The sequence below is a fragment of the Chryseobacterium sp. OV279 genome, assembly GCF_900128945.1.
GTDB lineage: Bacteria > Bacteroidota > Bacteroidia > Flavobacteriales > Weeksellaceae > Chryseobacterium.
The window spans coordinates 20,020-42,726 of sequence record NZ_FQUD01000003.1 but is presented as its reverse complement, the minus strand read 5'-3'; the positions used below and the strand labels follow the sequence as shown (position 1 = coordinate 42,726).

The window sequence follows — 22,707 nt, the reverse complement described above, 5'->3', positions numbered from 1 at the left end:
GAATTAAAAAACCTATTGGATATGAAAAAACAATTACTCCTAATCAGTGCGCTAATGACTTTTTTTGCCGCTGCACAAGATAATGAGGCACTTAAAAAACAATTTGAAAGAAAAAATAAAGAGAATTCCGAAAAATTTGATGCATTTATTTCAAAGGAATATGGATCAAAGGAAAAAACCCCGAAGATCCAGAAAGAAATAGAAGAAAAGAAGAGCAAATTGGCTGGTTTTCTACCGGACGGAAGACCCTATTTTCTTCAGACTCATGACGGTGATCAGATCAAGAATTCCAATTCTGATTTTCTCCAAAATGGAACCGTAAACGGGCTTACGGGAACTTTTAACGGGGAAAATATAAAATTTACCATTTTTGATGGTGGAGAGGTTGACAATTCGGGTAGAGTATTTGCCGGGCATGTGTTTTTTGACAATATCCCCAACAGAATTACCAATAAAGAAGCATCAACCATGAACTATGGGGGTCATGCCACTTCAGTTGCAGGATTCATTGGAGCAAAACCATACAGCCAAACGGTAACTTTTACCAATGGCAGTACCAGAACCATTAATTTTCAGGGAATTGCCAAGAATTCCACGATAGATTCTTATGCTTTCGCGACAACTACACTACCCGGCGATACTTCCACAAGTACTGTTTTTCAAAAAATACTAACTGCCCAACCCAAAATATCCAACCACTCTTACGGAACCAATCCTGGCTGGAATCTGGAAAAAGTCAACGGAGTAAATGCATGGGTATGGCGAAGCAGCTTTACGAGCCCATCTACATCGTATGACCTTCAAGGTTCATATCTTGAAGAAGATCAAAGTTATGACCAAATTGTCTACACCAATCCATCATATATTATTGTAAAATCAGCTGGAAACAGTTATGGATTTGGTCCTACTTATCCCGGAACTTCAACATTTCCAAAATACTATTACGCTACTGCTACTCCAACTCAATTTGCAGCAACGGATACGCTTCCACCAACAAATTGTGGTTTAGGATATGACTGTATTGGTCCGGGTTCTTTAGGTAAAAATATTATTGTGGTGGGCGCAACTGATATTATTACGACCAATGATGGAAGATACACTGCTGCAACAGATGTGATACATTCCGATTACAGCAGCGCAGGTCCAAGGGATGACGGTGCTGTAAAGCCTGACATCACCGCTGTTGGCACAAACGTTGGCAGTGCTGCCACCGCAGAAGATACTACTGGCAGCCAACAACTTACCGTAGGCAGCGGAACTTCTTTTTCCGGGCCGGTGGTTACCGGAATTATCGGACTCTGGACCCAGATCAATAAGCAGCTTTTCAACGGTGCTGAACTTAATGCAGCCTCTGCTAAAACACTAATGGTACATTCCGCATTGGAAGCAGGAAATGTAGGACCGGATCCACATTTCGGCTGGGGATTCATTGATGCTAAAAAAGGGGCAGAATTATTAGTGGGTAAATCAAACAACAGCGTTTTGTTTAATAATGAAACTTTAACCAGTGGTACACCTAACAAAAAAAGAGTTCTCGCTTCAGGAAGTGAACCATTAAAAGTAACTGTTTCATGGGTTGACCCGGCTTATGCAGTTCCAGCCAATATAACATATGCCGGTGCTCACAATGACAGAACCTCGAGATTAGTGAATGATGTAGATGTAAGAATTATTGATGTGGTGACTGGTAGTACTTATGAACCCTGGAAATTAAATGCATTAAGTCCTATGACCCCTGCCACAAAAGGAGATAATACAGTAGACAATGTAGAACAGGTTGTCATCCAGACCCCTGCGGCCGGCCGGGAATATAGAATTGAAATCACCAATAAAGGCAGTTTGGTAAACGGAACCGGAGCTAGTGCTCCACAAAACTATTCTATTATTGTTTCAGGATATACACAGGTTTTGGGCACCGGCGATACCGTAAAACAGCACGATGATATTGCTGTAGTACCATCGGTGACTAAAGACATTTCTCAAATAGTCAATGCTCCAAGACAGTCCACTTATACCGTTTATGATATTTCCGGTAAAAAACTCCAGGCCGGTGTTATCAAAAGCGATCATGAGCCTGTAGATTTATCGCCGTATGCAAAAGGAATTTACATCATTGAAATCAAAACAGGAAAAACCAATGTTTCTAAAAAAGTAATCAGAGACTAAGTGTTTACTACCGATTAGATCTATTTAAATCTTTTACAAAAGAACCATAACATACTATTTCTTAATGACAGACAGGAGGTATTCTTTTTCTCACAGTACATTATTTGGAACATCCAGTTTAGCACCCAACCTCCTGTTCTGTTTTTAATTATTGCAATTACATTGACAATATCTCATCATATATTTTCCGGGTAAAAGGCGTGTCTATGCCTAATTCCTTTCCGAAATTCAAAACGGCACCACCCAACAGTTCCAGTTCATTATTTTCTTTACCGGAATTCACGTCGAGTTGTAAAGAGGTAGGTGTTTCGAAAGGAAATGTTGCTGCTTTGTCAAAGGTTTTCTGAATGATATCTTCATCCAGTACTATTCCCTTTTGATCAGCAATCATTTTTATTTCTTTCATAATCTCAGAAGCTTCATGTCTCTGCCCGTCATCCGTACCTACTTTTCCGATAGAAGAATTATGTTTCGCTGTTACCAAGCCGAAACTGGCGATGAAAATATATTTGGTCCAGATATCGTTCAGTGAGTTATCTTTAAAATCAAAGTCGATTTTGCTTTCTTTCAGCAGATCTACGATCCAGTTTATATCCCCAGAAAAATGCTGAGGATCTCTGCCTACGATCATCTTTCCTGTTTTTCCTTTGTGCTCTACCACTCCTTTCTCTTTAATATGAGAAGCCACATAAAGACATGTGGGCAGAATGATATTATCGGGAATTATTTTTCTTATTCTTTCATAAATATCTGCGCCGTTCATCATAGGAAGCAAGATGGTGTCCTTACTGATGACATCCTTAAGCTGATGACAGATATTTTCCAGATCATATTCTTTTACACAGATCAACACCAAATCCGGATCTTTTACATCACTAATATTCTGTAAGATAGCATCAGGATGTGTATGATTTACAGAATGTTCGGGAGAAAGAAGTACCAAACCATTTTCCTTTACTTTCTGATACGTTTCACCTCTTGCAATGAAAGTGACTTTATATTTTCCGGAAACTTCGTTTTCCTGATTGATCTTAAAACCAAAATATCCTCCTACTCCGCCCAATCCGGCCACTACAATATGTTTCTTAGTCATAAATTTATTTTTAACAAAGATGGCTTTCAAATTTGAATAAATCACTTGACAAATGCGAAGAAATTGAATTTTCAGACCAAGGCTGAGGGAAAGGTTTAGAAGATAGATTTAAGAACCAAGATACTAGACATCAGACATCAGATTTCAGACACGAGACATGAGATTTTTTAGGTTGAGGTTAGAAATGTCAATGGTGATTGGTAGATTTAAGAGCCAAGATGCAAGATGTCAGATATCAGATCTTAGCTAAACAATTACGACTCAGCAACTCATTTACCCTAAAACCCACCGGTTCTCAAACGCCTTGGGTTACATTTTATTGATGTCTCTTCTGATCCTGCTCAGTGAACTGTCTTTAATTCCAAGATAAGAAGCGATAACTTTCAATGGTACATGCTGGAAAATATCCGGATGCTTTTTCATCAGATTAGAATACCGTGTGGAAGCTTTCTGACTGGCCATTTCAATCAGCCGGTCGTGGATGCTGTAATAATTCAGAACGAAAAGAAGTCTGCTAAATTCTCTGAATTCCGGGATGTTATGAAAATTATGCTGCACATTTTCGAGGCTCGTTTCCCAGAAAGAACAGGCCGTCATGGTCTGATAGGTTTCCTTTGCAGGCTGCTGTCTGAAGAACGACAGAAAGTCATTCACAAAACACGGTGCCACATAAATATTAGTTGTAATTTCTTCATTGTCCTCATTCAGAATAAAGGAACGTACGTAGCCTTTTTCCAGGAAAAATGTTCTGGTACTGACCTCATCTTTATGCAAGACAACTTCATTCGCTCTTAATTCAAATGGATTGAATGTCTCAGTGATTTTTTCTACCACTTCTTCTTTGATGTCAAATAAGGAATGGAAATATTGATTTATTGTGGACTTATTCATGATAATAAAGGACTGCAGCAACAGTCAAAATTAAGCAAAATCCGGAACACTTTCCTTTATTAATCGGTTTTATCAATAATTACCATCGAAACAATATCCATAACAGCTTGAAAAAAATGAAGAAATTTGTATTTTCAAACTATTCATCATTTCAAAAATTATCTATATTGAAAACCCAGCCTGTCATTGCTGTTCTGTTTCCCGGAGATATGGGAACCCAAATAGCCAAAGTACTTATACGCCATGATTTTAAAGTCATCACTGCGGGAGAAGGAAGATCGTCAAGAACATTGGAAAATATACAAAATTCAGGAATTACAGATAAGCATTATCTTCAGGATGCCATTGAACAGGCAGATGTTGTCCTTGCACTTACCAAACCGGAAGGAAGCCTCACGATGGCAGAACATTTTATTTCCTGTCTGAAAACAACTTCAAACCGTCCTCTCTACGTGGATTTGAACTCTAATACTCCTGCTCTGGCCTCATCCATTGAAAAACTATTTTCGGCTGTAGATGTTCCTTTTGTTAACGGAGCAGTAATGGGCGCTTCCAGGGACGTTCCGGATCATGCTGTTTTCTTGGTGAGTGGCCCTTACAGGCATCTGTTTATCAATTTATTTGCGTCCGTTTTTAAAATTAAGGATGCCGGTGAAAAAATAGAAGCAGCATCCGCTTACAAACTCTTATTTTCTATGGTGAATAAAGGGATGAATGCTCTGTTTTTTGAAACTATGACCGCAGCAGCTCACTTCGGAATCCTAGATGAACTGAATGAAAGTCTTCAGGCATTTCTCCCCGGAACCTATCAGGATCTCATTAAAACAACACCTACCTATCCACAGCATATTTCAAGAAGGATTGATGAAATGAAAGGGCTGGCCGATATGTTGAAAAATGAAAATCTCCCTCATGCCATCGCTTCCGGAACTGCCGAAACCTTTGAACGGGTTTCAGAATCGGATATTTTTACCAATGAAAAGCCTGAAGGAGTTACAGAAACTTTCCAGAATTTTAAAAAATTATCTGACAAAAAGTAACCAGTAGTTTTTTAATTTGCTTCAATGGAATGATCGCTAAAAGGAAAATTTACCTCATGTATTTTATCATGGTGGTGTTTCAGTTAACCAACGTTATAATTTGAAACCTCAGTGTTTAAAATTCTTCCCAGCCTTCATTCTGTGGATCATACTTTGCAAATTCGCCGGTATCGGTAAATTCAGATGCTGTCATTCCCACTTCGAAAATGGAGCTTTCACTTAAATTCGCGTTGAAATACAACCCTTTATCCGTCAGTAAAACATTTCCAAAATCTTCATCCGGATGACTGAAATGAAGTCCGAAATCATCTTCTTTGGCCAGTTCAAATTTGTATTTTAAAAGACGTTCTTTTAACCCTGCCATCTGTTTTTCTGTAAAAGGGGCAAGATTTTCTTCCCGGTCAAAAAAGCTGTCGTCATTGGCTGCCTGCTCTTTTTCTTTTGTTTCAACGGTGAATAACTGGATACTGTAGCTCATAAGAAGGATGTGATTATTAATGGGCCAATATAATACTTTTATAGGTATTCAGACGGTCTGTTTCCCGATACATATTACAAAGGAGCAAAAGTTCATCTGTATGATACTCTTCAGCCTTCTCCCGAAGTCTTTCTGAAATATTTCCGGGCGTATCCAGAATAATATGATCCAGGATTTTAAAGAATTCTTCCTCATCTTCAGTTCCCAGGATTCTCTTTTCAATGGTTTCGGTGGGAAGAAGTGCTTCCGGAGCCTGAATATGTCTAGCCTGCAGAAACTGATAAGCCATTCCGTATGCATTGTACCGGGCAGATTTCAGATCTTCCGCGACGGATACCGCAACAGCGACCTGCAGTGAAGGAGCAGAACTGTACTGGTTTTTATCAAATTCTCTTAAATAGGTTTCTGTACTTTCCACGCCCGGCCCGTTTCTCATAAAATCTGCATAGGAATACCCTACTCCATGTTTTGCAGCTTCTGTAGCAGACTGAATCCCGGAACCCAGCCAAAGGATTTCGGGAAGGAGGGTAACATCTGTAGGTTGAGCAATAAGCCCGTCATAGATACCTTTTTCTTCTTTGATATACTGAATGATTTCTTCAAGTTTGGTTTCCTGACTGGATAGAATAACAGGTCTGTGATTATTAAGAGCGGAAACAGCATCTTTTAGACCTCCCGGCGCTTTGCCCAAGCCCAGAATGAAACGCTCAGGATACAGACTTCCCAGCATTTTGGTCCATTCCGCGATCTTGTAGGCCGAATAATTCTTCATCATAATGCCTCCCGTGCCTACTTTGATGCGTTTTGTCTTACTTAATACCACTGCAGAAAGAATCTCAGGACTTGAACTTCCATAGGCTTCTACGCCATGATGTTCGGAATAGATGATGCTATGAAAACCTGCTTCATCTGCAAATACGGCAAGATCAATACTGTTCTTTAAGGCTTGTAGAGAAGTTCCTCCTTTTACAGTTGGAGACTGATCCAGAATGCCTAATTTTAATTTCATACCGGTTGTTTACTTTTTTAATTCAAAACTAAATATTGACTGAGTGAAAACGTATCCCCCCCCATTAATCACAGAAAACTTTTCATAAAAATACCAAAAATTTAATGATCCGTTAAAAACAGACTTCCCGTTTATTGATAATTTTGGGCAAATATAAACTGGCTATGTTGTACATTTTAATGGTTGTCATCCTGCAGGCTGTAATTACGCTAGCTGTCTTACTCTGTCTTGCGAAGAACAGAAAGTCTTTTCACAATATGCTGTTGCTCTACATTGTGACGGTAGTAACGGATATGGGATACGAATATTTCATCATTCAAAGATTCGGGTATGAATCTGTTCTTTATGAAATACCGGGCAGTCTGAGGGTTTTTAAAGGTTTGATATTCCTGTACATTACTTTTTATCTGATTAATTTCAGGCACAGGGATAAACTCAAATACCTGCTCTATCCTTTATCTCTGATCGTTCTTATCCATACTTTTGGATTGTCGGCAAAGCTATTTGGGTACAGAGAGGGAGATGTAATTATTAGTTGGTACACTAAGTATTTTGCCAATTATTATATTCACTATTGGATCGGAAGTCTGATAATCTGTATCGTTGTATTGTCAGTATATCAAAAAAAGATCGAAAATCCATTCATTAAAAAGTTCAGGCTGTTTTTATCTTTTGTACTATTGAGCGTTTTGACTTTCTGGTCCAGCTATCAATTAGGTTTGGATATTCTTCTGTTTCAAAAAATGTATAACCTTTCATTTCTCATCCAGTTTGCCTGGATACTGTACGTTTATGTTTTAACGTACCACGAACAGCAGAAAAAAGAAGTATCTGAAGTCATTGAAGAGGCTGCATTTAAGGAAAAATACCTGTACAGAGACCTTTCTAAAATAGACTTTGAAAAAGTAAAATCCTCAATAGATGAATTTTACGACCAAAGTATGATCTATCTGGATGAAGACTTTACCCTGGATCAGCTTTCTCAGTCATTATCTGTTTCCAGAACGGATCTTACCATTACATTCAGTCAGTACCTTTCTTCCAACTTTCACGAATATACCAACCGCAACCGGGTTTTACGGTTCAAACGGATGCAGGAAGAAGAGCCCGGTTCTAATGTTACAGATCTGGCTTATCAATGTGGCTTTAAGTCTAAATCTACCTTTTATAAATATTTTAAAAAAGAATTCAACTGCCTTCCAACAGATCATATCTTATAACGGCAAAATGGTATATTACAATTATTTAACAAACATAATCAATTGATAATAAACACATTAAATAATGTTTCATTTTAAATAAGTCTGGTAAAATTTAAATGAACTGAATTCTTTCTCAGGGAAAACATCTTTGTGCAAAATTTAGAAAATGTTACGAAGAAGATTTTTTTTAACCACTGCAGCAGGCTTTTTTCTGGGAGGCTTTGCAATGGCTCAAACGACAGTACACGGCGTTGTAGTAGACCAGCAGGGAAACCTGCCCAATGCTTTAGTTTATATAGAGAATAAAGCAGAAAAAATAACGTCGAATACAGACGGTTCTTTTGTACTGAGCAATATTCCGGATGGAAATTACAGGTTGATCGTGGAGTATACAGGCTACGAAACCTTCTATTTACCATTTACAATCGTTGATAAGAAGACCATTGATCTTGGTTTAATCAGCTTAGGAGAAAAAAAAGCAAAAGAGAATGCGATTCAGGAAGTAGTCATCAGCAGCGCCTATAAAGCGTCACAGGCACGGGCTATTACCATGAAGAAAAATTCCAATACCATAACGGAAGTTCTGAGCGCGGATGCTATCGGTAAATTACCAGACCGTAATGCTGCAGATGCCGTACAGCGTATGCAGGGAGTCTCTATCGAAAGGGATATGGGAGAAGGACGTTTTGTAGCCGTAAGAGGGACACCTGTTCAATGGACCTCCTCCACGTTAAATGGCAGCAGAATGCCTAGTGCCAGTGGTGATAATGCAAACAGAGGTGTCCAGATGGATATCTTCCCCTCTGAACTTATACAGAGTGTACGCTTATCAAAAGCACTGACTCCTGATCTTGACGGCGATGCTATAGGCGGAAACGTAGATTTCATTACAAAAACATCTCCCAACAAAGAAACACTGGCCATAAGTACGGCTACCGGATATGTCAATATGTCCAAATCCCCGACGTTTAACTCTTCTATTGTGTATGGAAATAAAATTACGGAAAAGCTGAAATTTATTTCTTCTGCTGTGATATGGCAACGGTCCAGCGCTATAGATCAGATGCGGAATATTTTCAATTATGGTTTGGCAGACCAGACGGCATCCTATTCCATCAATCAGTTACAGCTTCGTGATTATTTAGCGGACAGGAGAACTCTGGGCTTCAATTACGCGATGGACTATGATATCAACAGTAAAAACAAGCTGTACTTCAAAGGACTGTACAGCCAATACAAAGATGAACAGTCTGTCCGGGAAACCTATTTTAATTTTGATGCTAAAAATGTTACTTTACAGGCAAGACATGCCGATTATCTTACCGATTTGTATTCCATGCAGTTAGGTGGAAATCATCAGGTTGGCCAGCGTTTGGAAATAGACTGGTCTTTGTCTAAAGCCAGATCAAGCTTTAAATTCAATTCTCCGGAGAATCTGGAAGACCATGACAGAGGCTACCCTATCGTCAATTTTGTACAGCCTATGACTTATGGAAATCTGGCTTCGGATGGCAGAAAATATTTTGCCATGGATGCTCCCGGCGGAACAGGTGATCCGTCAGACTTTACCTTACCTCATCATCAAAGCCCGGTTTCCGCCAGCCAGCTAAAACTGAATCAGGTGATTCTTAGCCAGAACCGTAACAGTGAAACGGATCTGCGGGGCCAGATCGATCTGAAATACACCGTTTCAGAGGATTTTAAACTCCAGTTCGGAACCAAATTCAATAATAAAGAAAAAGTAGTAGATGCCGCTGTATTGGTATGGATGCCAAAATCAGCACTGGGCATTCCGGGATCTCCGGTAAGTTATATGAGCCAGTTTGACCAAACTCCTTTTCCATTCAAAGGAGGTTTTATGAATCCTCTCGGCAATCCTTATCAATCGGTGATGATCAACCAGATTACCAACGGACAAATCGATCAGTTTTATAACACAGATACCCAAAACAGCCTGGGACTTCAGCAGGTAAGCGGAAAGAACAGCAATTCCAATATGACCAGCTCCTACCGGGGAACAGAAAATGTATGGTCTGCCTATATGATGGGAACCTGGCGAATTAGTGAAAACCTGCAACTGCTCGGCGGTATAAGAAATGAATACAATGATATTTCCTTTTACGGTAAGAAAGTGGTTTCAGATAAGACAGGAACTGTGACCGAGGATATCAAAGACGGGAAAAAGTACAATATATTTCTGCCGATGATCAATATGAAATGGAAACTGAACAAAGACCGGATACTGAGGGCTGCCTATACAAGATCTTTTGCCAGACCTGATTTTAATGACCTCAACCCGGGAACTATTGTCAATGATCTTTCCAATACGGTCACTCAGGGAAATACCCAGCTGAATCCTACTTTTTCGAATAATTTTGATCTGATGTTTGAAAACTATTTCGGAAAACTGGATCTTGTCACCGCCGGAGCTTTTTATAAAGACATTACGGACCTTATCTACAAAGACCAGTCTATTCTGAATGTCAATGGGCTTCCTTACACCTTTACCACTCCCAAAAATTTAGAGGGAGCAAAACTCTACGGTTTTGAAGTCGGGATTTCCAAACGATTTGAACGGCTGCCCGGTATTCTGAAATACTTCGGTTTTGAGGGCAATTACACGTATATCGCTTCGGAAGTGAAAATGCCGGTCTATGAAAACGGAAAACAAACCGGAACAATGAAAACGACCATTCCTAATCAGGCCAAGCATATTTTTAACACCATATTATTTTTCGAAACCAGTAAACTCATGATCCGTCTGGCTGGAAATTACAAGGGCGATTACGTCAGCGAAATAAGAACAGCTGCCGGCCCGGATCATTATCAGCATTTTGATAAAAACTTTACAGTAGATGCCTCTACGTCGTACAGTATCAGTAAAAACATAAGACTGTTTGCAGAACTGAATAATATTTTCAATGAACCCAACCGATATTATATGGGGACAAAATCCAGAGTAGAAAACCTTTCCTATTCAGGGATCAGAGGCCAGCTTGGCGTTAATTTCAATTTTTAATTACAATATAACCTTCCACTTTATGAAAAAGTATATGTACACTGCTGCAGTAGCTGCAGCCTCGATATTCCATGCCCAGGAAAAATGTAAAAACATTAAAATCAACCAACTACAGGTTTTGGGAACCCATAATTCCTATGCCGAACCGGTAGACCCAAAAGTACTGGATCTGGCAGCCCCAATTCTCAAAAATTTAATCCAAAAATATGACTCCGGAATGTCCGCTGAGCAAAAAGCTAAATTCCAGGAATATCATCCTAATGGAATGGATTTTACAGAAGCTCTCAATTATAATCATCCCGGTTTTACAGAGCAGCTTAATGCCAATCTCCGCAGCCTTGAACTGGATGTTTATTATGATCCGGATGGCGGCCGCTTTGATCATCCTGCATCTTACCGTATTTTAAAAGAGCAAGGAGTAAAAGATCTGGCATCTCACAATACCAAAGATCTTGACCAACCGGGTTTTAAACTTCTGCACATGGCAGATATTGATTTCAGGTCTCATTATCCTACATTAAAAGATGCTCTCAAGGAACTGCGGCAATGGTCTGATCAGCATCCTCAACATACGACCTTATTTATTATGGTGGAAGCGAAAGATTCGGGGTTTCCTATTTTTCCAAATTCTACTCAGGTTTTGCCTTTTACTCAAAAAGCATATGATGATCTGGATCTGGAAATCCTACAGTATCTGGGAAAAGATAAAATCATTACTCCCAAAGAAGTACAGGGCCAATTTTCTACTCTTCAACAGGCCGTCTTACATCATAACTGGCCAAAAGCAGAAAACAGCAGAGGAAAATTCATATTCATGCTGCTGCCGGGAAGTGCAGGAACCCAATCTACCAAAAACAGTCCTTATCTGATCAACGGCTCTCTGGAAAAAAGAGTCATGTTCATGGAAAGTGAACCGGAGGACAGTTTTGCCGCTTTTATTTTAAAAGATAATGCGATAGTCAGGCAACAGGAAATACAAGCTTTGGTGAAACAGGGTTTTATGGTACGGACAAGGGCCGATATTGAAACTTATGAAGCCAAGACCAATGATCTTACCCGCTCAAAAGCAGCCTTCAGCAGTGGCGCGCAGGTTGTTTCTACAGATTTTTTCCGTCCCGGAAATGCTTACGGAACTTCCTATTTTGTAAAACCTCCACAAGACAAAGATTATATCCTTAATCCTGTCAATGCGGATTGCCGCTAAACCTTATGGAGCAGCCTCAGATATTATTTTTGAGGCTGTTTTTACTTCACTGCCAGCTCTTTTGGATTGGTTAACGAAGAGAGTCTTGTTTTTGCATAATAAATTTCACTTAAAATAAGTCTTCGTACAGAATTATTCTTTTCAATGACAGTTTTTTCGTAATTTTCTCTTTTGAAATACCGGACTGCCATTCTATGAACAATGAATTCTACTGCCAATTTATCAAGCCTGATCCATCTCTGAGCAACTTTGTAGAAAACATCGGTATGTTTCATAATCCGACAGATATAGCCAAAGAAGTTGTGGTAATGCCTGACGGAAGGGTCGATCTGTTTTTTATGCGTTCCGGCCCTAATAATCCTTTCCATGTCTTTCTTATCGGACTGGAAACGGCACCGGAACAAAGAGAAATTCCACCGGGAACTATAGCCTATGTCATCAGCTTCAGACCTATAGCTGTTGAATATATTTTAAAAACCTCCATTGCAGATCTGCTCAATACGGCAAGAGTTCTTCCGGATAACTTTTGGAATTTCACGGCAGATCATCTCAAAGACCTCGAAACATTCACAAAAAAAATAGTTCAAATTGTAACGGAGCTTCTCCCGGAAACCGTCGATGAAAGAAAACGTAAGCTTTTTGACCTTATCTATTCATCAAACGGAGAGATGAGTGTAAAGGAACTTTCGGAACAGACAGACTGGAGCAGCAGACAGATCAACCGTTATTTCAATCAGCAGTTTGGACTTTCTTTAAAAGCTTATTCAACCATTCTTCGTTTCAGAGCATCTTTGGAACATATTGCTGAGGGTAAGCTGTTTCCGGAACTTAATTTTGCGGATCAAACCCATTTCATCAAAGAAATCAAAAAATTTTCCGGCGTGGCTCCAAAAGAATTATCCAAAAACAAAAATGACCGATTTATACTATTATCTGTATTGAAACAGAAATAATTTTGCATTAGTAAAACAAATTACAATGCTACTAGAAAATAAATCAATCGCTATAGTAGGCGGCGGTCCCGGAGGGTTGACGCTGGCCAGACTTTTACAGCTTAAGGGTGCTGACGTAAAAGTATATGAAAGAGATCTCAATAAAAATGCAAGAGTACAGGGCTCTCCGCTCGATATGCATGAAGGCTCTGGAATGGACGCTCTACGCGGAGCAGAACTGCTGGAAGAATTTAAACAGAATTACCGTCCCGGCGCAGACAAAACACTGATCGTGAATGAGCATGCAGAAATAATTTACAGTGACCATGAGACAAAACCTGATGAGGATTTCGGGAATCAACATTTCCGTCCTGAAATTGATCGTGGACCGTTAAGAAATATGCTTCTGGATTCTTTAAAACCGGAAACCGTGGTATGGGACCGTCATTTTCTTTCGATGGAAGCGCAAAACGGAGGCTGGCTTTTACATTTTAAAAACAGTTCCCCGGCCTATGCAGACATTGTGATTGCAGCGGATGGCGCTAATTCAAAAATCCGCCCTTATCTTACAGACCTGAAACCGATCTATTCCGGAATTTTAATGCTTGAAGGAAATGTTCCCAATGCTGAAAAATCCGCTCCTCATGTTAAAGAACTGATCAAAGACGGTAAAATAATGGCTTTCGGAAATAATAAAAACATTCTGCTGGGTCAGAAAGGAAGCGGGGATCTTGGATTTTATGCCAGTTTCAGAACAGATGAAAATTGGGCAAAGGAAAGCGAGCTTGATTTTTCTGATCAAAAGCAGATCCTGGAATGGTTTAAAAACGAGTACCCCGAATGGAACAGCATCTGGTACGAGCTTTTCGAAAATGCTTCGGTGCCTTTTATTCCGCGGCCTATCTATTCGATGCCTCTGGATCAGACATGGGAAACTCAGCCTAATCTGACTTTGCTTGGTGATGCCGCCCATGTGATGCCTCCTTTTGCAGGAGAAGGTGCCAATATGGCGATGTTGGATGCTTTAGAACTCAGTCAGTGTCTGACATCCGATCAGTTCAGCACATTGCAGGAAGCTATTTCCCATTATGAGCATCAGATGCAAAAAAGAGCTGCTGAAGCCACCAGAGAATCATTGGAAAACGGTGATAAGATGCATTCTGAAACCGCACTGGCTACGATGCTGGAATTTTTCACCAGTCATTAAGTTTTAACACAAAATAGTCTGAAATGTTTTTGCCCGTCCCTGAATTTTCAATAATTTACAGGATCAAAAGATCGAGTCATGGAAATCACTTCTGTACAGTCATTTATTGATTATTATGAAAAAGTACGGGCCAGAACGCTTCGGCTTATTGAAGTTGTTCCGCCGGAGCATCTTGATTTTTCCTATAAACCGGGAAAATTTACCATCGGCGATCAGATCCGGCATATTGCTGCCATCGAAAGGTATATGTATGGGGAAACCATTTCAGGAAGTAAAAGTGCTTACCAGGGTTGTGGAAAGGAGCTGGCAGACGGCTATGACAATATCCTTGCTTTCTTTAATGAAATGCATCGACAAACCATAGAAGTCATCAGCGGACTTTCTGATGAAGACCTGAACCGGAAATGCCTTACACCTCCTGGGAATGAAATTTCTATCTGGAAATGGCTGAGGGCCATGATAGAACATGAGATCCACCACAGAGGCGAATTGTATATTTATCTTAATCTTCTGGATGTGAAAACGCCGCAGATCTATGGTTTTTCGGCTGAAGAGGTGCAGGATATGAGTGTGAGGTTGTAGCTACGCTGGTTATCAGTTGCTGGTTGTCAGTTACTCGTTAAAATAATGCAGTTGGTTGTTGGTTCGTAATAAATAAGTTAATCCGACCATTGTTTAGATGCTTAGATAAGCAGATGGAATTTTGGATACACGCAAGGACGCAAGGTTTTTCCAGATGTGAATAGGTAAGGCGCAACAAAATCAAAGATTTCAGCAAGGTTAAAAGTAGCCTAATACATATTTTGAAGCTTAAAGGTTTTGAAGCCCAACTTTAATCTAAAGTTCTGATGTCTGAAATCTGATGTCTGATATCTTGGTTCTTGAGTATATCTTTCACTATTCACTTGCGAAGCAAAATTCACCATTGACATCTTCCATCACCATCTCAACCTTAATCTAAAAGTCTCGTGTCTGAAATCTGATATCTAGCGTCTGATATCTGCTTTAATCATAAAAATCCAGCTCATCAAAATCCTTGATCTCCGAAAGGGTCATCAGTTTTGTGGTTTTTAGTTTTTTCCAGCTGTCTTCAAATACTTCGTCACCGCCTTCCGCGCCTTCATTGACGTTGCTTTTATCAAGCTGTTTTCCGGTTAAAAAATTAATACTGGTTGTACTGTTCACTCTTGGACCTGTATTGGAGCTGTCATCATAACCGATCAGTTCAAAATCTGAGCTTCCATATCTGAAAGTATAGGTCCAATAGCCATATCTGCCATGGGCGTAGTGAATGTACAGCTTTCCTTTTTCAGCGTAAACATCCAGTTCGGGTGCGTAGTAAACGCCTCCTTCTTCGTTTTCTGAGGAGAAACAGGTTTCATTTTTGGAAGCTAGCTCATACCCTTGTCCTTTTTTGAAAAGAACAATAATTCCACGGCGGTTGCGGTCGAGTTTTCCGCGATATTCGTCGGTAATGATGTTAGCCGGATCTACTTTTTTGATAATGAGAATACAGTCTTCTGCCCCATCTTTATTTAAGTCTCCAAAAGATTTATCAAAAATCTTATAGCCTTCCGGGACAAATTCGGCGGGATCTTTTTTAGTTTCAACAACGGGTTCAGACTTTTGAGAGTTGGTAACTGTTGTTGTATTTGATGTGGTTTTATCAGTAGATTGAGGCTTTTTTTCCTCTTTTGCACATCCGAAGATCAGGATAAGTGATAAAGGAAGCAAGGTGAACTTGAAAAAGCCAGGTATATTTTTTTTCATACGTGATCAGGTTAGCCATAGAGGCAGAACCCAAATGTAAGCATTTCAGTAAATTCCTTCAAAATACTTTTTTCAATCAGTTAAAACGAAATCCTGCCCTGAATTCTAAAGGAGCCATTCTGGTTTTCTTCTTAAATAAGGTACTGAAAGACTGGGCGTGCTCAAATCCTAAGCTATATGCGATTTCACTCACTGACAATTCGGTTGCAGAGAGCTTTTCTTTGGCTTTACTGATGAGCTTTTCATGGATATGCTGCTGGGTATTCTGGCCTGTCTGAATCCGGAGAAGATCACTCAGATAATTGGGTGAAAAGTTCATGGCTTCTGCAATGAGATGTACGGTTAAAAGTCCTTTTTCTGCAGACTGTTCCTGATCAAAATAATCATTCAGAAACTTCTCAAATCTGGCCAGAAGCTGCTGGTTGCCATTTTTTCGGGTAATAAACTGCCGTTCGTAGAAACGATTGGAATAATTTAGCAACAAATCAATTTGTGACAAAATAATTTCCTGGGTATGCTGATCAATATGCTGGCATTCTTTATCAATTTTATGAAGAACCTCAATCAGGTTAGTTTCTTCATCTTCAGATAAATGCAGAGCTTCATTCACTGCATAAGAGAAGAATCCGTAACCGGAAATGGTCTGGGCTAATGGGTGTCGCAATATAAAATCTTCATGGAAAATCAACAGATATCCTGCACCGCACTCCATATTATGGAAGTCGAGATACTGCACCTGATTGGGCGCAGTAAAACTCAGAACTCCTTTATCGTAGTCATAATGCTGCTGGCCATACCTCACTTTTCCTTTTGATTCCCGTTTCAGAGCAACACAATAAAACCTGTTGACAAAACCTTTCCAGACTTCATCATCCAGAAATATACTCTCGGATAAATTGATCACACTCACCAGCGGATGTTTGGGCTCCGGCAGCGACAGTAAGCGGTGAAAAGCGGAAACAGACTGAATGGTATTCATAGCTTATGATGTAAGGTTTAATCTAAAAGCCCCATGCTGAACTCATCGTACGGAGCACCTGTATCTGTTCCCAAAGGTACGATACTTTCCAGTTTTAAAAGATCAGTTTCACTTAACTGAATTCCAGCTGCTTCAATATTCTGTTCTACGTATTTTCTGCGCTTGGTTCCGGGAATCGGGATGATGCCTTTACTGATGATCCAGGCCAGAGCCAGCTGTGAAGAAGTGATATTCTTTTCTGCAGCCATGCTTTCTACAGCTTTCACAAGTTCAATATTCTTATCAAAATATTCTTCCTGAAAACGGGGAATTCCTCTTCGGAAATCATGCTCCGGAAGATCATCGATGGAACGGATCTGACCGGACAAAAATCCACGACCCAATGGTGAATACGCTACAAAACCTATTCCCAGCTCTCTCAGTGTTGCTAAAACTCCTTTTTCCTCTGCTGTTCTTTCAAATAAAGAATATTCACTCTGTACAGCAGTAACGGGATGAATGGCGTGTGCTCTTTTTACGGTTTCGGAAGACACTTCAGACAAACCGATATATCCCACTTTTCCTTCCTTAACAAGATCACTCATAGCACCAACGGTTTCTTCAATCGGGGTATTTTTATCAAGGCGATGCATGTAATACAAATCGATATAATCTGTTTTTAAATTTTTAAGCGATCTTTCCACGGCTTTTTTCACGTAATCTTTGGTTCCGTTGATGGCCCAGGTTACTTTATCCGAATCATCTATTTCCCATCCGAATTTCGTTGCGATAATGTACTGATCCCGGTTATTTCCAATGGCTTTGGCGATAAGCTGTTCATTTTTAAAAGGCCCGTAAAGATCGGCGGTATCCAGAAAGTTTCCGCCTAATTCAAGGGAACGGTGGATGGTGGCAATGGCTTCGCTTTCATCTGCTTCACCATACATATTGGCCCCTTCAAAACCGGTCATTCCCATGCAGCCAAGGCCGATATTGGGGATCATCAGACCCTGGCTTCCTAATTTTACCTGATTCAATTTCATATTGTTGATTTTTATTAACACAAAATTCAGCATAAATCAGGAGGCGGATGTTTGCAGAATCACGAATGTTGTATGTAAATCACGGAATTGTATTTTTCTTAAACCTAAGCCTTTTATTTTATGATCATTTACATTATTTCATCCTGAAAAGCTTATCATTTAAAACGAAAAGAATATTCCGATGAAAAGTTTTACATATATTTGAAAACAAACGGAAGCAATAATCAGCTTCGCATTATCTTAATTCTAACGGTTAAAAAAATAGACATGAAAAAAGTAACAGGAATCGGAGGTATCCTTTTCAAATCAAAAGATCCGGGCGCAATGAACGAATGGTATAAAACCCATCTTGGCCTTGAAACAAGTCCATACGGAACCAGTTTTGAGTGGCGTGAAAGTGAAGACCCCAACAAAAAAGGGTTGACTCAGTGGGCTCCTTTTGCAGAAAACACAAAATACTTCGAACCTTCTGATAAAGATTTTATGATCAACTACAGAGTGGAAAACCTTGAAGCTTTGGTAGAGGAGTTGAAAAAAGAAAATGTTACAATCCTGGACAGTATTGAAACTTATGATTATGGAAAATTCCTTCATATTCTTGATCTTGAGGGCAACAAGATTCAGCTGTGGGAACCCATTGGCTAAAAACATATAAAAACAGAAAGAGTCCGGTGCAATACCGGACTCTTTCTTCACAAAAGGTACCATGAAATCTTATCTCAATTGGCAGGACAGGTGATTAATCTGCCTTTCAACCTGAAGCATTTCATTTTTTATTTCTTAATCAGCTTGGTGCTGTAAGTTTCAGTCTCGCTCGTAATTGAAATGATGTACACTCCTTTAACCAATGCTGCCACATTAATTTTCTGTCCTTCCAGTTTACCTTCCAGTGCCAGTCTTCCGTCTGCACTGTAAATCTTATAATCTGCTTTTCCTTTGATGTTTTTCACTTCTACATAAGTATCAGCAGGATTTGGATAAATGGACAGTTCTGATTTTGTAGTCTTGGTTTCACTGACAGCCAGTCCGCTTGTGATCTTCACAGGAAGATCCATAATACCGCCTGCTCCACTTGAAATTTCACCACAAATCCCGGCTAATGCTCCGGTTCCATATTTAGCAACCACTCTCATTCTTAATAATTTATCTCCAGCATACGCTGTAGCAGGTACTGTGAAAATAATATCTCCATAATTGATAGATGAGGCACCTGCAGGAGAATTTCCGGCAGTTTGTCCTACCCTTTCAGAATCTTCAAATGTTCCGTTTCTGTTATAATCGATCCATACAGAAATGTTTACAGGTCTATTGGATCCATACCCGGTTGATGAACGGATTGTGGGCTTGAAAGTATATTGAGTGCCTTTAGTCAGGTTAACCGTTTTTGTCAGGTCCTCACTAAGATCTTTATACGTTCTGTAGGTAGGATCATCGTAATCGATATTGGCTACCCGCACTCTTCTTATAGCAGAATAATTTGATACCCCTGAATTAAGGATACAATAATCTACTCCTGTTGTTAGACCTTTAGTTTTAAAAGCATAATTAGCAGAGAAAGTACCCGGTACGCTATTGACAACCGCTGCTACCTGTACTTCATAATTCTTTTCATCTTCAAGATTGCTCAATACCACAGAACTCGTTGGGCTTGTTGTATTTTGCCAATTGGTTTCACCCTGTTTTCTGTAATTGACAGAATAGGTATTGGCTCCAGGTACGCTGTTCCATGATATTCTGGCTGTTGTTTTGAAAACTTCCTTGCCTATAGAAGAAACTCCCGTAGGGGCTGCAGCAGCTGATGTAGGAGCTGTTCCTACATTAACGGCAGGAGATACGGCATAAAACACGTTTCCAAGTGCAGATATTCTTAGTTTAACGGCACCGGTAAGATTAGCAGGCATCTGTACTGCATAGCTTCCTGTATTAGGTACTGAGGCTGCAAGATCTGTCCACGTGATCCCGTTATCCGCTGTATAATCTATTTTTACATTGGCCACATTATAAGGCGCATTGTTTGTATTGGCAGCATCCCAATTGATGGTATTGGATGAGTTGTTATACAGTACGGTAGCAGCTGTAATTCCATTAAATTTAAATGGTCCTTCACTTCCTACTGTCAGTGTTACATCTGAAGAGGAATGCATTGGCCGTTGAGGGTTTTCATCTCTTACGGTGACAGCGTATCTAAGCGTTCGTGGAATATAAGAAACCGTTTCCCAGTCCTGTTTGTTGGTCAATGAACCGCTCATTACGGTTTCCATTTTAGGGAAATATCTTCTTCCACTGGCTGTTCCTGTGTAAGATCTGGTCAAAGCTCCCTGGGAATTATACCCCCAGCCGGTGTCTCCGGAAATCGTAGTTCCGCCACCTACACTATCATTTTGCTCCCAGGTATATTTTACAGGATCATTCTCAGCATCTACTGCATTAGCTTCCAGATAGTAAGCTGTTCCCTTAGGAATAGTGTAAGATGCAATCGGAGAAATAGCTGGTGCAGTATTATTGTCAATTTCCACTGATGTACCACATCCTGCTTTCCCTTCCATATTGGTCATGATCTGGTCGATACTTTTATAATGGAAATAAGGATTGCTCACCATTTGAACATTATCGTTGGTAATTCCCGCATAGGCCATAATAGTGGTTCCTCCTCCCGGTTCAACATTGGCCCCAGAATCTTCAGAGTTGTGTGAAAACGTATGATTTCCTCCAAACTGGTGCCCCATTTCGTGAGCTACATAATCTATATCAAATGAATCTCCCTGAGGAACCGCATCGGATGGAGAAGTAAATCCTGCACCTTTATAATTTGATGGAATTCCATCACTGTCAAGCGCTGTATCATCGCTGCATACACATCCTATACATCCTGCCATACCGCCACCGCCGGAAGCTCCAAAAAGGTGACCGATATCAAACAACCCGCTACCTACATTGGTGGTAAGCGTAGTCATTAATTCTCCACTCCATAAAGCGTCATCAACGCCTGGTCCTGAATCAGAATAAGGATCAGTGGCAGCGTTAGTATAAATAATTCCCGGTAAGTCCTGAACTATAAGGTGAATTCCAAAATCTTTTTCAAAGATCCCGTTCACACGGCTCATTGTATTGTTCATAGCAGTCAGTGCTCCGGCCGGAGTTCCGCCATGAAACTGGGTGTATTCTCCTGTAACCGAAAGTGCCAGTCTGTAGGTTCTGTATTTTGTACTGGAAGGTCTGCTGGTGATCCCTACGTTAGAGAGATTTTTTTTTCCGTTGGCCTCCAGTGTTTTTATATCTTTTATATCCTTTTCATTCATTCCGCATTCAAAACCATGCTCTCCTGCGGTCTTCTTTGTTTTATAGAAAACCCCATACGTTTTTTTATCTGAGGAAATAGGTTCTATAAACTGGAATACGCCATCTTTGATGATCATAGACTGCATATCTGTAGGAGATGTACTGAATCTTACGTATTTGGAAGGATCATCTATACCGGCTCCTACATAGGAACCCAGCTGATATTTTTCAACCAGAGATTGGGCCATCACCGGATTGCTGTATACCGCAAATTTTTCGATCTTACCTTCTGCTGTGGGTAGAGATATAATCACAGGCTTTGCATTCTTTCCTGTTTCTACAGCATCCTTAAGAAGGTTTCTAAGGGAGTTAAGATCTACGCGATAGGTCTGTCTGACTTCCACATCTTTTCTTATTTCGGATCCTTTTTGTCCTACAGGCTCCCATCTTTGCCCATAAACAGCTGTAAATCCGGCAGCCAAAACACTAACTAATAAAATTTTCTTTTTCATAAAACGGATTAATATAAATAGTTGGTTTATTAACCAAAGTGACATAAACTGCTGTTTTTTATTAATTAAAAAACAATCCTTTCAGAATAACCAATCTTTAATTGTTAATGAAAATCATGAAACTTCGATTAAAAAAATAAATCTATCATTATTGAATTGAAACCTTTATAAATTCACATACTACTCAGATACTTCCGCAGCGTAAAACACTTATTACCAAATGATTAAAAATCACCTCTATTTGACAGTATTTAACATAATCTTTATAATTTACCGGAAAAAACTTAAAATAATTACGAAAAGTAAGACAAAAATTAAGGATATCTTAAACTGATTTTGAGTTTTAGAGTGAAAAAATTTGTAAAAGGATTACTGGTTGACAATAACATGGCTAGCTATTGGCCCGAACGACGAAACCCACATCACAAAACTTTATGAATTCTTAAAATTCACCGGGACGAATTTTAAGTTTCCGATTTCATATCTGATCCCTGAAGTCTAGCATCTGAAGTTTAAAATCTTGACCATAAAATAAAAAAGCTACCTGACAGAGTCGGGCAGCAATTCCTAATTTTTATTAATGAGAACAATTGAAAAATCATCCTGTTCAAAATTCCTACATATGCAATTGAAAACCAAAAATTGACCCTCTACTTATATACTACTACAAAAACATATAGCAATAATTGAATACAATTAAAAGAGCACGTCAATTTTGATCATTGTCTGTTAAGATCGCAAGATTTAAGCTGCAAAAACTGTGTTTTTAAGGCATTAGATTTCTAAAAACCAGCGAGATACAGCCATAAAAATTCAATTCACCGAAACATTAAAAATTAATCATATTTTGATAATTAATGAAAAAAAATCACAATGTAGTACCCATGTAGTATAATATTTTTTC

18 protein-coding genes are annotated in these 22,707 nt (G+C 39.5%); 9 read left to right on the top strand and 9 right to left on the bottom strand.

Annotated elements, in window-relative coordinates:
* Positions 1–21: 21 nt before the first annotated feature.
* On the top strand, positions 22–2,166 hold the full coding sequence (locus BUA72_RS12550; protein WP_072923210.1) for a S8 family peptidase: 2,145 nt from the start codon (positions 22–24) through the stop codon (positions 2,164–2,166).
* A gap of 157 nt (positions 2,167–2,323) precedes the next feature.
* Here the strand turns inward: BUA72_RS12550 and BUA72_RS12545 are convergent, their stop codons facing one another.
* Positions 2,324–3,259, bottom strand: coding sequence for a ketopantoate reductase family protein (locus tag BUA72_RS12545; RefSeq protein WP_072924085.1), 936 nt, complete (start codon positions 3,257–3,259; stop codon positions 2,324–2,326).
* Positions 3,260–3,568: 309 nt separating this feature from the next.
* On the bottom strand, positions 3,569–4,150 hold the full coding sequence (locus BUA72_RS12540; protein ID WP_072923209.1) for a Crp/Fnr family transcriptional regulator: 582 nt from the start codon (positions 4,148–4,150) through the stop codon (positions 3,569–3,571).
* Positions 4,151–4,266: 116 nt separating this feature from the next.
* Between BUA72_RS12540 and BUA72_RS12535 the strand changes: the two genes are divergently transcribed.
* On the top strand, positions 4,267–5,190 hold the full coding sequence (locus tag BUA72_RS12535; RefSeq protein ID WP_139259601.1) for an NAD(P)-dependent oxidoreductase: 924 nt from the start codon (positions 4,267–4,269) through the stop codon (positions 5,188–5,190).
* Positions 5,191–5,305: 115 nt separating this feature from the next.
* On the opposite strand, the gene BUA72_RS12530 is transcribed toward BUA72_RS12535, so the two are convergent.
* Complete coding sequence (locus BUA72_RS12530) at positions 5,306–5,668, bottom strand: hypothetical protein (RefSeq protein ID WP_072923207.1); 363 nt, start codon at positions 5,666–5,668, stop codon at positions 5,306–5,308.
* Positions 5,669–5,684: 16 nt separating this feature from the next.
* Positions 5,685–6,677: an MsnO8 family LLM class oxidoreductase gene (locus BUA72_RS12525; protein ID WP_072923206.1), complete on the bottom strand. Its 993-nt coding sequence runs from the start codon at positions 6,675–6,677 to the stop codon at positions 5,685–5,687.
* Between the two features lie 164 nt (positions 6,678–6,841).
* Here BUA72_RS12525 and BUA72_RS12520 point away from each other — a divergent pair, with 164 nt between their 5' ends.
* The 3 genes from BUA72_RS12520 to BUA72_RS12510 all read left to right on the top strand — a co-directional run bounded on the left by BUA72_RS12520 (position 6,842) and on the right by BUA72_RS12510 (position 12,102).
* The gene (locus tag BUA72_RS12520; protein ID WP_083544206.1) at positions 6,842–7,897 is read left to right on the top strand and encodes an AraC family transcriptional regulator; all 1,056 of its coding nucleotides are present in this window, start codon (positions 6,842–6,844) and stop codon (positions 7,895–7,897) included.
* 148 nt (positions 7,898–8,045) lie between these two features.
* Positions 8,046–10,898 (top strand): TonB-dependent receptor, encoded by a 2,853-nt coding sequence (locus tag BUA72_RS12515; RefSeq protein WP_072923204.1) that lies wholly within the window; start codon positions 8,046–8,048, stop codon positions 10,896–10,898.
* 22 nt (positions 10,899–10,920) lie between these two features.
* Complete coding sequence (locus BUA72_RS12510) at positions 10,921–12,102, top strand: Ca2+-dependent phosphoinositide-specific phospholipase C (protein ID WP_072923203.1); 1,182 nt, start codon at positions 10,921–10,923, stop codon at positions 12,100–12,102.
* 41 nt (positions 12,103–12,143) lie between these two features.
* Here the strand turns inward: BUA72_RS12510 and BUA72_RS24470 are convergent, their stop codons facing one another.
* Entirely contained in the window at positions 12,144–12,377 is a 234-nt protein-coding gene (locus tag BUA72_RS24470) for a hypothetical protein (RefSeq protein WP_175548897.1), read from the bottom strand.
* Here BUA72_RS24470 and BUA72_RS12505 point away from each other — a divergent pair.
* The 3 genes from BUA72_RS12505 to BUA72_RS12495 all read left to right on the top strand — a co-directional run bounded on the left by BUA72_RS12505 (position 12,369) and on the right by BUA72_RS12495 (position 14,823).
* On the top strand, positions 12,369–13,055 hold the full coding sequence (locus BUA72_RS12505; protein WP_228407876.1) for a helix-turn-helix domain-containing protein: 687 nt from the start codon (positions 12,369–12,371) through the stop codon (positions 13,053–13,055). The two genes, BUA72_RS24470 and BUA72_RS12505, sit on opposite strands and share 9 nt — an antisense overlap.
* A gap of 25 nt (positions 13,056–13,080) precedes the next feature.
* Complete coding sequence (locus tag BUA72_RS12500) at positions 13,081–14,241, top strand: FAD-dependent oxidoreductase (protein WP_072923201.1); 1,161 nt, start codon at positions 13,081–13,083, stop codon at positions 14,239–14,241.
* Between the two features lie 78 nt (positions 14,242–14,319).
* The gene (locus BUA72_RS12495; RefSeq protein WP_072923200.1) at positions 14,320–14,823 is read left to right on the top strand and encodes a DinB family protein; all 504 of its coding nucleotides are present in this window, start codon (positions 14,320–14,322) and stop codon (positions 14,821–14,823) included.
* Between the two features lie 423 nt (positions 14,824–15,246).
* On the opposite strand, the gene BUA72_RS12490 is transcribed toward BUA72_RS12495, so the two are convergent.
* The 3 genes from BUA72_RS12490 to BUA72_RS12480 form a co-directional block, all read right to left on the bottom strand.
* On the bottom strand, positions 15,247–16,011 hold the full coding sequence (locus BUA72_RS12490) for a hypothetical protein (protein WP_072923199.1): 765 nt from the start codon (positions 16,009–16,011) through the stop codon (positions 15,247–15,249).
* Between the two features lie 76 nt (positions 16,012–16,087).
* A complete protein-coding gene (locus tag BUA72_RS12485) occupies positions 16,088–16,990 on the bottom strand; it encodes a helix-turn-helix domain-containing protein (RefSeq protein WP_072923198.1) in 903 nt (300 codons plus the stop codon).
* 17 nt (positions 16,991–17,007) lie between these two features.
* Positions 17,008–18,012, bottom strand: coding sequence for an aldo/keto reductase (locus tag BUA72_RS12480; protein ID WP_072924083.1), 1,005 nt, complete (start codon positions 18,010–18,012; stop codon positions 17,008–17,010).
* Positions 18,013–18,279: 267 nt separating this feature from the next.
* On the opposite strand from BUA72_RS12480, the gene BUA72_RS12475 reads away from it, so the two are divergent.
* Complete coding sequence (locus BUA72_RS12475; RefSeq protein WP_047454218.1) at positions 18,280–18,657, top strand: VOC family protein; 378 nt, start codon at positions 18,280–18,282, stop codon at positions 18,655–18,657.
* 128 nt (positions 18,658–18,785) lie between these two features.
* Here the strand turns inward: BUA72_RS12475 and BUA72_RS12470 are convergent, their stop codons facing one another.
* Complete coding sequence (locus tag BUA72_RS12470) at positions 18,786–21,803, bottom strand: reprolysin-like metallopeptidase (protein ID WP_072923197.1); 3,018 nt, start codon at positions 21,801–21,803, stop codon at positions 18,786–18,788.
* Between the last annotated feature and the right edge of the window lie 904 nt (positions 21,804–22,707).

Coding starts and splice junctions, on each gene's coding strand:
- BUA72_RS12550 (WP_072923210.1), top strand. CDS start 22: ATGAAAAAACAATTACTCCTAATCAGTGCGCTAATGACTTTTTTTGCC.
- BUA72_RS12545 (WP_072924085.1), bottom strand. CDS start 3,259: ATGACTAAGAAACATATTGTAGTGGCCGGATTGGGCGGAGTAGGAGGA.
- BUA72_RS12540 (WP_072923209.1), bottom strand. CDS start 4,150: ATGAATAAGTCCACAATAAATCAATATTTCCATTCCTTATTTGACATC.
- BUA72_RS12535 (WP_139259601.1), top strand. CDS start 4,267: ATGAAGAAATTTGTATTTTCAAACTATTCATCATTTCAAAAATTATCT.
- BUA72_RS12530 (WP_072923207.1), bottom strand. CDS start 5,668: ATGAGCTACAGTATCCAGTTATTCACCGTTGAAACAAAAGAAAAAGAG.
- BUA72_RS12525 (WP_072923206.1), bottom strand. CDS start 6,677: ATGAAATTAAAATTAGGCATTCTGGATCAGTCTCCAACTGTAAAAGGA.
- BUA72_RS12520 (WP_083544206.1), top strand. CDS start 6,842: ATGTTGTACATTTTAATGGTTGTCATCCTGCAGGCTGTAATTACGCTA.
- BUA72_RS12515 (WP_072923204.1), top strand. CDS start 8,046: ATGTTACGAAGAAGATTTTTTTTAACCACTGCAGCAGGCTTTTTTCTG.
- BUA72_RS12510 (WP_072923203.1), top strand. CDS start 10,921: ATGAAAAAGTATATGTACACTGCTGCAGTAGCTGCAGCCTCGATATTC.
- BUA72_RS12505 (WP_228407876.1), top strand. CDS start 12,369: ATGTTTCATAATCCGACAGATATAGCCAAAGAAGTTGTGGTAATGCCT.
- BUA72_RS24470 (WP_175548897.1), bottom strand. CDS start 12,377: ATGAAACATACCGATGTTTTCTACAAAGTTGCTCAGAGATGGATCAGG.
- BUA72_RS12500 (WP_072923201.1), top strand. CDS start 13,081: ATGCTACTAGAAAATAAATCAATCGCTATAGTAGGCGGCGGTCCCGGA.
- BUA72_RS12495 (WP_072923200.1), top strand. CDS start 14,320: ATGGAAATCACTTCTGTACAGTCATTTATTGATTATTATGAAAAAGTA.
- BUA72_RS12490 (WP_072923199.1), bottom strand. CDS start 16,011: ATGAAAAAAAATATACCTGGCTTTTTCAAGTTCACCTTGCTTCCTTTA.
- BUA72_RS12485 (WP_072923198.1), bottom strand. CDS start 16,990: ATGAATACCATTCAGTCTGTTTCCGCTTTTCACCGCTTACTGTCGCTG.
- BUA72_RS12480 (WP_072924083.1), bottom strand. CDS start 18,012: ATGAAATTGAATCAGGTAAAATTAGGAAGCCAGGGTCTGATGATCCCC.
- BUA72_RS12475 (WP_047454218.1), top strand. CDS start 18,280: ATGAAAAAAGTAACAGGAATCGGAGGTATCCTTTTCAAATCAAAAGAT.
- BUA72_RS12470 (WP_072923197.1), bottom strand. CDS start 21,803: ATGAAAAAGAAAATTTTATTAGTTAGTGTTTTGGCTGCCGGATTTACA.